Below are 5,107 nucleotides of genomic sequence, written 5' to 3'. Positions count from 1 at the left end.
CCCCCTGCCGATCGCGCCGGGCATCACCGTCCCGACCGATGCCAAGAGCATCAGCATCAGCGAAACCGGCGTGGTCAACGTGACCCTCGCGGGCAACCCCGCGCCGCAGCAGGTGGGGCAGCTGGCCATGTCCAGCTTCGTGAACTCCGCGGGCCTGGAGCCCGTGGGCCAGAACATGTACCGCGAGTCCGCCGCCTCGGGCCCGCCGCAGCAGGCCGAGCCCGGCACCAACGGGCTGGGGCTGGTCAAGCAGGGCTTCCTGGAGAACTCCAACGTCAACGTGGTCGAGGAGCTGGTCAACATGATCCAGACCCAGCGCGCCTACGAGATGAATTCCAAGGCCATCCAGACCAGCGACCAGATGCTCGCCAAGCTGTCGCAACTGTGAGGAACACCGCCATGCACACCGCTTCCCGCCCCGCGCGCCTCCTGGCCGCCGCCGCTGCCGCGCTGCTGGCCGCCGGCTGCGCCAGCGTCAACCCGCCCCCGCCGGTGGACGTGCTGCCGACGCAGCTGCCCATGGTGCAGGCGCCCGCCCAGCCGGCGGTGCACGGCCGCCCCACCGGCAGCCTGTTCCACGCCGCCAGCTACCGCCCCGGCTTCGAGGACCCGCGCGCGCGCTACGTCGGCGACCTGGTGAGCATCAGGATCGAAGAGCGGATCGAGGCGCAGCAAAACAGCAAGTCCACCATCGGGCGCAATTCCAAGACCAGCGCCGGCATCACCGACGTGCCGCTGCTGCCTTCCAAGGTGGCCGCCAAGGTGGTCGGGCACTCCAAGCTGGGCGCCGGCTCCGAGACCACCTTCAACGGCAATGGCGACACCAGCAGCAAGAACAAGTTCGAGAGCAGCATCACGGCCGTCGTCACCGAAGTGCTGCCCAACGGGCACCTGGTCATCACCGGGGAGAAGCAGGTCGGCGTGAACCGCAGCGTCGACGTGCTGCGCTTTTCCGGCATCGTGGACCCGCGCAACCTGCGCCGCAGCAAGGACGGTTTCACGCCCAGCGAGATCCGCTCGGAATACGTGGCGAACGTGCGCGTGGTCTCGCGCGGGCTGGGCGAGCAGGCCGAGGCCCAGGCCATGGGCTGGCTGGCGCGCGCCTTCAACAACGTGACGCCGTTCTGAGGCGGCCGCCATGCGCCTGCAGCGCGCCCTTGCGGCCCTCGCCTGCCTGTGGTGCCTCGCGGCGCCGGCCCAGGACCTGCGCGAACTGCCCGGCCCGCTGCGGGTGTGGCCGAATATCCCGGTGGTGCGCGCCGCCGACCTGGCCGACTACGAGGCCGACCGCAAGGTCTTTGGCGACCTGCACGCCGACAAGGCCGATCCGGCCAAGGTCGCGGCCGCCCTGCAGGCCATCGACGCCCTGCAGGCCCACCACGAGCAGCGCGCCCTGGCCGAGTTCGGGCGCAGCCTGAACGCCCAGCTGATCGGCGAGCTCGACCGCCAGGCGCGCCGCGCCAACCTGGCGCAGCCGCGCCTGCGCTTCGATTTTTCCGAGACCTCGCCGTCGCAATTGCAGCAGCCCCTCGCCCAGGACGAACTCAAGGCGCGGGCGGCGCGCGTGGCGCTGGCCGCCTACATCACCTACACGCGGCTGGAAGGGCCGCTGGTGCAGGCCACCGCGACCCTGGTGCGCCTGCGCAGCGGCGCCTCGCAGAGCTTCACCGTGACGGCGCCCGCGCCGGCGCTGGCCGAGGCGCTGGCGCGCGAGCTGTTCGACTATTTCGAGGGCACGCGCTTCGCGCCGCCGCGCAACCCCACGCCGGGCGCGCAGTGGCTCACGGCCGCGCCCGGCCACGCCGACCGGCTGGTCTCGCGCGAGGTGGCGCTGCGTTGGTGCGACGCCCAGGGCGCGCAGCTGCCGACCGCCGACGAGCTGGCGACGGCCGAGGCCGCGGGCTTCTACGGTGGCGGCCTGGCGCTGCGCCCCGGCGGCGTCTACCATGTGCAGTCGGGTCTGTACGACACGGGGGCCGCTGCCGCCGGCACCGGCGCACTGCGCGCCAACCACTTGGCGAGCGTGCCCAACGGCCAGTACTACTGCATCCGCCGCGCGCCGGCCCCCATGCCGGCGGCCGTGCGCGTCGGACGTCCGCGCGGCTGAGCGGGCGGCCGCCCGGCGGCGCGCCAATGCCGGCCTTTGCGCCCCCTTTGCCCCGCTTTTCCCGGCTTCGCAACGGGCCGCCGTCTCCACAATCAGGGCCATGATTTCCCTGTCCCGCGCCCCCTCCCGCTTCGCCCGCTGGCTGGCCGCCGCGCTGCTCGCGCTGGCCTGGGCCGCGCCCGCCCAGGCGGTGCGCATCAAGGAGATCGCCGCCGTGCAGGGCGTGCGCAGCAACCAGCTGTCGGGCTACGGCCTGGTGGTGGGGCTGGACGGCACGGGCGACCAGTCCACCCAGATGCCGATCACCGCGCAGGCCATGGCCAACTACCTGCAGCAGATGGGCATCTCGCTGCCGCCGGGCACCACCGTGCCGCAGCTCAAGAACGTCGCCACGGTGGTGGTGACGGCCGAGCTGCCCGCGTTCGCCCAGCCGGGCCAGCACATCGACGTGTCCGTCTCGTCCATCGGCAACGCCAAGTCGCTCAAGGGCGGCACGCTGATTGCCACGCCGCTGCGCGGCGCCGACGGCGAGATCTACGCCCTGGCGCAGGGCAACGTCGTGGTCGGCGGCGCGGGCGCCTCGGCCGGCGGCAGCAAGGTGCAGGTCAACCACCTGAGCGCCGGCCGCATTCCCGAGGGCGCCCAGGTCGAGCGCAGCGTGCCCACGCCGCTGCACGGCGGCGACACCATCACGCTGAGCCTGGCGGCCTCGGACTTCCAGGCCGCGCGCAAGGTGGCGCTGGCGATCAACGCCCGCGCCGGCCAGGACACGGCCACGGCCCTGGACGGGCGCACCGTGCAAGTGCGCGCGCCCCTGGACCCGGGTGCGCGCGTGAACTTCATCGCCGAGCTGGAGGAGCTGCAGCTGCCCGAGTCGACCCCCGCGGCCAAGGTGGTCATCAACGCGCGCACCGGCTCCATCGTGCTCAACCAGGCCGTCACGCTGGGGCCCTGCGCCATCGCGCACGGCAACCTGTCCATCGTCATCAGCAGCACGCCCGTCATAAGCCAGCCCAACCCGCTGTCGCGCGGGCAGACGGTGGTGGCGCAAAAGAGCGACATCTCCATCCAGGCCGACGCCGGCCAGGTCATGCAGGTGCCCGCATCGCCCCAGCTGGCCGACGTGGTGCGCGCGCTCAACACCCTGGGCGCCACGCCGCAGGACCTGCTGGCCATCCTGCAGGCCATTAAGGCCGCGGGCGCGCTGAACGCGGAACTGGAGGTGATCTGACATGAGCCTGCCGACGCTTGCCCTGTCCGGCCGCGGCGCGGCCCTCGCCCCGCGCCAGGCGCTGGCCGTGGACGGCCGCACCCTGAACCACCTGAAGGCCCAGGCCGCGCAGGGCGGCGAGGGCCAGCGCTCGGCGGTGCAGGAGTCGGCCAAGCAGCTCGAGTCGCTGTTCATGCGCGAGCTGATCAAGAGCATGCGCGAGGCGACCATGAAGTCCGGGCTGCTGGACGGCGCCGAGGGCAACCTGGCCAACGACCTGATGGACCAGCAGCTGTCGGTGCAGATGTCGGGCATGCCCGGCGGCCTGTCCGAGGCCATCCAGCGCCAATTGGCGCGCCAGCTCGGCGGCGCGGGCGAGGCGCCCACGCTCGTGCCCGGCGCCACGCTGCGCCTGGACGCGCTGCAGCGGCGCGCCCCCGCGCCGGCCGACGACCCGCGCGCCCCGTCGCCGCGGGGCAAGGAGGACTTCGTGCAAGGCCACCGCGCCGCCGCCGAGGCCGTGGCGCGCGAGAGCGGCATCCCCGCCAGCTTCATGCTGGGCCAGGCCGGCCACGAGACGGGCTGGGGCAGGAGCGAAATCCGCCACAAGGATGGCAGCAACTCGTTCAACCTGTTCGGCATCAAGGCCGGCCGCGGCTGGACGGGCAAGGTGGCCGAGATCACCACCACCGAGTACATCGACGGCAAGCCGCGCAAGGTCACGGCCAAGTTCCGCGCCTACGACTCCTACGCCGATTCGTTCCGCGACTACGCCCGGCTGATCACCCAGAGCCCGCGCTACGAGAAGGCGCTGGCCAAGACCCATTCGGCCCAGGCCTGGGCGGCCGAGCTGCAAAGGGCCGGCTACGCCACCGACCCGCAGTACGCCGCCAAGCTCAGCCGCGCCATCCAGAGCACCTTGACCGTCGCCCGCGCGCCGGCCGCCGGCCAGGCCACCCCTGGCAGCCAGGCCTGACGCGCCGCCGCCTCCACGAGCCTGCCCACAGACAGCGCCAGAACCCCGCCATGAGTCTTCTGAACGTCGGCGCCCGCGCCCTCCTCGCCAACCAGGTGGCCCTGCAAACCACCGGGCACAACATCGCCAACGTCAGCACCGCCGGCTACTCGCGCCAGAGCGTGGTCATGCAGACCGTGCCGGGGCAGTTCACCGGCTCGGGCTACATCGGCAAGGGCGTGCAGGTGGCCACCATCCTGCGCAACCACAACGAGCTGCTGACGCGCCAGGCCACGGCGGCGCAGGCCGTGCAGGCGGGCGACGCCGTGCGCGCCGAGCGCACCGCGCAGCTGCAGGACGTGTTCCAGGGCGGCACCGCCGGCCTGGGCGCGTCCATCACCGACATGCTCAATTCGCTGGGCGACGTGGTCGCCGCGCCCACCGACCTCACGGCGCGCACCGTCACGCTCACGCGCATGGACGAGATGGCCGCGCGCATGCGTTCGGCGGCCGAGCAGCTGCAGCAGATCGGCTACTCGGTCGGCGAGCAGCTCAAGACCGACGTGGTGCGCATCAACCAGCTGGCGGTAGGCATCGCCGAGGTCAACGAGCAGATCGCACGCGTCAAGGGCAACGGGCAGACGCCCAACGACCTGCTGGACCGGCGCGACCAGCTTATCCGCGAGCTGAACCAGCACGTGCAGACCACGCAGATCCCGGCCGACGACGGCAGCGTGGGCATCTTCGTAGGCGGCAGCCAGGCGCTGGTGCTGGGCGCCAACGCGGCCCAGCTGTCGGTGGGCGAGGCCCGGCTGTTTCCCGGCAGCGGGCGCCA

6 protein-coding genes are annotated in these 5,107 nt (G+C 72.5%); all 6 read left to right on the top strand.

Annotated elements, in window-relative coordinates; all coding sequences use genetic code 11:
• On the top strand, positions 1–388 hold a 388-nt coding region (locus A612_RS12680), incomplete at its 5' end, for a flagellar hook-basal body complex protein (protein WP_019374841.1).
• A gap of 11 nt (positions 389–399) precedes the next feature.
• Complete coding sequence (locus tag A612_RS12675; protein WP_019374840.1) at positions 400–1,128, top strand: flagellar basal body L-ring protein FlgH; 729 nt, start codon at positions 400–402, stop codon at positions 1,126–1,128.
• Positions 1,129–1,138: 10 nt separating this feature from the next.
• Positions 1,139–2,107: a hypothetical protein gene (locus tag A612_RS12670; protein ID WP_019374839.1), complete on the top strand. Its 969-nt coding sequence runs from the start codon at positions 1,139–1,141 to the stop codon at positions 2,105–2,107.
• A 100-nt stretch (positions 2,108–2,207) separates the two neighbouring features.
• Positions 2,208–3,338 carry a flagellar basal body P-ring protein FlgI gene (locus tag A612_RS12665; RefSeq protein WP_019374838.1) on the top strand — a complete coding sequence of 377 codons (1,131 nt, stop codon included), beginning with the start codon at positions 2,208–2,210 and terminating at the stop codon, positions 3,336–3,338.
• A 1-nt stretch (position 3,339) separates the two neighbouring features.
• Entirely contained in the window at positions 3,340–4,293 is a 954-nt protein-coding gene (gene flgJ, locus A612_RS12660) for a flagellar assembly peptidoglycan hydrolase FlgJ (RefSeq protein ID WP_019374837.1), read from the top strand.
• Positions 4,294–4,343: 50 nt separating this feature from the next.
• A partial coding sequence (flgK, locus tag A612_RS12655) for a flagellar hook-associated protein FlgK (RefSeq protein ID WP_019374836.1) occupies positions 4,344–5,107 on the top strand: 764 nt, incomplete at its 3' end.

Origin of the sequence: Melaminivora alkalimesophila, from assembly GCF_000282995.1 — a bacterium.
In the GTDB taxonomy this organism is placed as follows: domain Bacteria; phylum Pseudomonadota; class Gammaproteobacteria; order Burkholderiales; family Burkholderiaceae_C; genus Melaminivora; species Melaminivora alkalimesophila.
Note: the sequence above shows the minus strand (reverse complement) of the source record. Positions and strands in the feature narration are given on the sequence as shown.

Bases quoted from the DNA above. Each gene is read 5' to 3' on its own strand.
- flgJ (WP_019374837.1), top strand. From the start codon at position 3,340: ATGAGCCTGCCGACGCTTGCCCTGTCCGGCCGCGGCGCGGCCCTCGCC.
- A612_RS12665 (WP_019374838.1), top strand. From the start codon at position 2,208: ATGATTTCCCTGTCCCGCGCCCCCTCCCGCTTCGCCCGCTGGCTGGCC.
- A612_RS12670 (WP_019374839.1), top strand. From the start codon at position 1,139: ATGCGCCTGCAGCGCGCCCTTGCGGCCCTCGCCTGCCTGTGGTGCCTC.
- A612_RS12675 (WP_019374840.1), top strand. From the start codon at position 400: ATGCACACCGCTTCCCGCCCCGCGCGCCTCCTGGCCGCCGCCGCTGCC.